The 3,881-nt window shown below is 34.4% G+C and carries 5 protein-coding genes; 2 read left to right on the top strand and 3 right to left on the bottom strand.

Translation table 11 applies throughout. The features are described from left to right. Positions 1-239 precede the first annotated feature (239 nt). Positions 240-812 (top strand): plasmid pRiA4b ORF-3 family protein, encoded by a 573-nt coding sequence (locus LOK41_RS27580; RefSeq protein WP_241819294.1) that lies wholly within the window; start codon positions 240-242, stop codon positions 810-812. Positions 813-1,338: 526 nt separating this feature from the next. On the opposite strand, the gene LOK41_RS27575 is transcribed toward LOK41_RS27580, so the two are convergent. Together LOK41_RS27575 and LOK41_RS27570 are read right to left on the bottom strand one after the other, a co-directional pair. After that, positions 1,339-1,668: a DeoR family transcriptional regulator gene (locus LOK41_RS27575; RefSeq protein ID WP_241819293.1), complete on the bottom strand. Its 330-nt coding sequence runs from the start codon at positions 1,666-1,668 to the stop codon at positions 1,339-1,341. Positions 1,669-1,791: 123 nt separating this feature from the next. Then, the gene (locus LOK41_RS27570) at positions 1,792-2,091 is read right to left on the bottom strand and encodes a hypothetical protein (protein WP_241819292.1); all 300 of its coding nucleotides are present in this window, start codon (positions 2,089-2,091) and stop codon (positions 1,792-1,794) included. Positions 2,092-2,238: 147 nt separating this feature from the next. Here LOK41_RS27570 and LOK41_RS27565 point away from each other — a divergent pair, with 147 nt between their 5' ends. Further along, the gene (locus LOK41_RS27565; RefSeq protein ID WP_241819291.1) at positions 2,239-2,868 is read left to right on the top strand and encodes an IS6 family transposase; all 630 of its coding nucleotides are present in this window, start codon (positions 2,239-2,241) and stop codon (positions 2,866-2,868) included. A gap of 256 nt (positions 2,869-3,124) precedes the next feature. On the opposite strand, the gene LOK41_RS27560 is transcribed toward LOK41_RS27565, so the two are convergent. Beyond that, positions 3,125-3,640: a DinB family protein gene (locus tag LOK41_RS27560; protein WP_241819290.1), complete on the bottom strand. Its 516-nt coding sequence runs from the start codon at positions 3,638-3,640 to the stop codon at positions 3,125-3,127. Positions 3,641-3,881 lie beyond the last annotated feature (241 nt).

Genomic DNA, 3,881 nt, shown 5'->3' with positions numbered 1-3,881 from the left:
GAGATAGTTTCTAAAATGAGTTTTGGGAGAAGTTTTCAGCAAAAATACAGTGAAAGTTGTTTGAAATCTGAATGTCCCAAAAAATAATCGTTTTCGGAACCTCCATCAAGAGTATGAAACAGATTTTTTCCCTTATTTTAAAGAGTATCATCCAATTTTGCACTTTCCGTCTATACATATTTGAGAGATAATCCTATGTATAAGTAATACAGGACATGTTGAACAGGAGGAATGAACGGATGAAAGGCTACCAGTTGTACGTGGAATTAGAAGAAAGCCCCTTTCCGATTTGGAGGCGGATTATTATACCGGATGATTTATCATTTCGTGAGCTGCATGATGTCATCCAATGTTTATTTCAGTGGGAGGATCAACACTTATATGAATTCACTGTAGGGAAGTATGCTATCTCTTCCCCACCAGACCCTGTAATTTCGTTTCACACATTAGCTATGTCAACCCCATCTCCGATGTTACACGCCGAAACTACCTTGTTAAAAAAACATATTCGAAAGGTAGGACAATCCTTTCATTATTTGTATGACTTTGGAGATAGTTGGGTAGTGAAACTTACGGTCGAAAACATGCTGGATATTCCATCCAATGCAATAAAATGTATAGGAGGGGAAAAAGCAGGTCCTCTAGAGGATATAGGAGGGATTCCGGGTTATATGGAATTTTTAGAGGCTATAAAGAATCCAGAACACCCTCAATACCCTATCTATGAAGAATGGGACTTGTTAGATTTTGATGAAAATCATTTTGATATTGAAGTCATTAATACCGGCCTGTCTTATTCAGATGATGAGTAAGTCTGTATAAGTAAACCAGGCACATAGTTAGAATTTCTTCGATCATTACAACAAGAAGAGCCATTTTTTTGCTTAAAGTAGAAAAACGGCTCTTTTATGTTGAAATATGCTTAGCGTGTAAAATTCGCGTTTTGCGGGCGGTACCCCATCGCTATCAAGCTAATATTTTGAAGTACCCCCAAAATGAAAATTTCCTTTTTCTACAGTTAGTTATTTGGAGAAGTCAGATTTTTTTCGTTTTTGGGGTGTTTACTTTTCTTAAGTTGATGGATGTGTGACGTGACCCCATGCCCATCAACTTAAGAATTTTCACTACCCCTAAGTACAAAAAAACGTTATTCTTTCTAAACAATCTAAGAAAAAAAACCTTTCTTAGATTGTTTAGAAAGGTCGCTTTTTTCTTATTCCCTCTTTTCGGGAGATATACATGTATGGTAACCCCTATCAGTGATTTTTCAGTTAAAAACAACTAACTTGCGATAAATAAAAAGGAAAAGGACTGATAAAGAGTCCCTTTCCTTTTGCATTAAAAAATGGCGTATACACTTACAGTAAATGGTTCAGATGCATTTTTAGGATTCGCAATATACAATGATCTTGCTGATACTACACTTGTTCTATTACCGCTTAATACATCGTGAAAAACAACGGGATCTACACCAGCAGATACATCTTTCATAACATTAAAGCTAACAAGATCTGGATTTCCTCCACCCTCAATTTCCCACTTTAAATATTGTGTACCTGAAGGAAGGCTCTCAGTACTAAAGTTCCCACTTGAGCGGTTTTTTTGTCCATCTAAAGGTTTTGGTTGAGATAATACCGTTGCAACTAATTGTTGTGCTTTTACTTCCATAATACAGTCCCCTTTGCTTAATATATTTTAGTTAGGTTACTACTGTGACCTAACTAAAATATATAACTAATAGAAGAAAATGGGTATTGAGAAAATGTAATTTCTTGGATATTTATAATTTGTTTATTCGTAAATTATTGCATAAACTTGTATTTTAACTTTAGATGGTGCATTTTTTACATTTTCAATATATAGACTTTTTTTTCTCACCACCTTTGTTTGATTCTTATGTAAAACCTGTTTGAAAATAATGTAATCTACTCCACCAGATATATCTTCAATAACGTCAAAGCTAATCGCTTCTAAATCTCCAATAGCTCCAATTTCCCATTGTAGATGCCTTGTTCCCTCTGGCATATTTTCAGTACTAAATGGATGGCCAGGTAACACATCTGCTATTAATTCTAACTTCTTAATGTGCATTAATATCAACTCCTTTTAAAAACATAGTTTACTAAAGTATAAATTTTATAAATATATCTAGGTATTGAGAAAATTTGGTTCTGGTGCAAAAAATCTAGTAAACTTGGACATACTGATACTAGTACTCTAAAAAGGGACGTGATCAGTATGGAAAAGCAAAATTTATTCAAGTGGAAACATTATCAACCCGATATTATTCTTCTTACTGTCAGATGGTATCTACGGTACAACTTAAGCTTTCGTAACCTTGTGGAAATGATGGAGGAACGAGGATTATCGATGGCTCATACGACCATTATGCGTTGGGTTCATCAGTATAGTCCTGAATTAGACAAGCGACTTCGTCGTCATCTAAAACGTACAAATGATTCATGGAGAGTGGATGAAACGTATATCAAAGTAAAAGGTCAATGGATGTATTTATATCGCGCAGTCGATTCAGAAGGAAATACCATTGACTTTTATCTCAGTGAATCAAGAGATAAACAAGCAGCCAAGCGCTTTTTCAAGAAAGCCTTGGCTGCTTCTCATATTTGTAAACCTCGCGTGATAACAGTAGATAAGAACCCTGCCTATCCTATAGCAATTCAAGAATTAAAAGAAGAGAAACATATACCTGAAGTCATACAAATAAGGCAAGTTAAATATCTCAATAATATAGTGGAACATGATCACCGTTTCATTAAGAAACGTGTGCGCTCTATGTTAGGATTCAAGTCATATGAAACAGCCACTTCTATATTGAGTGGCATTGTTATGTCTATTTACAATAGATAGCCTGTCTTTGTCTATTATGGGTTAACCCTAACCATCCATCGGTTAGTTACTGAAAACACTTTGTTTCAATTGCATGATTAGGGTATATGACAATAAGTTAAATGGAAATTAGTGGGAGTCAAATATACATTATTAAAATTAAAGTGCTTCAAATCGGAGGAAGACACCCTAGGGTGTCTTTTCTTTATGAGGACTTCTATTTTATCACTCTAAACCTTGATGCTATCCAAATCGTTCGAAAAATAGACAGAGATTTTCACATTCCAACTTCGCAAAGTAATTTTATCTCTTTTATTTGTTCTATGTGACGCTGTTCATGCAAATATATCAGTTCTATCCATTGATCAAGAAGTAATTCTCCCAGAGCAGGGTGCTTCACTGATTTTTTCGCTAATATGGATACATCTTCTATTGTACTAAGAAAAGTCATCAATTTTTTTCTCGAATCGTTTAACAAATCAACCATTTGCTGAACTTCAAATGGTTCTAAGCTTGGTTCAAGAGTTTCTGGAGCTGTAAATTTTTTCGTTCTATCTAATAATATAGAGTGAATTTCTTGACGCTCTTTTTGGGTACTATCAATCTCTTTTAATCCAGATGAAATAACTTTTATAGCTCTCTCATCTAATAAGACTAAGTGATGACAAACTTGTGCTATACTCCATTTATTCATATCTGGCTTACTATTGAATTGAGCATCACTCAATAAAGTAATTTCCTCTAATAGGTTATTTCTCGTTTCATAAAACTTGTCATTTACAAATTTATTCATGAGATTTCTCCCTTCACCTGAAAGTACATACTTAGATTCCTATTCTGTCATATATTCTCTACGATACAAAGTTTTTCCTTCACCACCCCTATTTATTAGTTCAATAGGTCGTAGGTTGGAAATAAAAGTAAGACTGTAACCTATTTTTACACGTATCTCGGCTGTATCCCTATATGGGGTTTGTGTACATGCCCATCAACTTAAGAATTTTATAACACCTCCAAAACAAAAAAAGGAGGTT

It is taken from the genome of Bacillus sp. TL12, from assembly GCF_022625245.1.
In the GTDB taxonomy this organism is placed as follows: Bacteria; Bacillota; Bacilli; order Bacillales; family Bacillaceae_G; genus Bacillus_A.
Note: the sequence above shows the minus strand (reverse complement) of the source record. Positions and strands in the feature narration are given on the sequence as shown.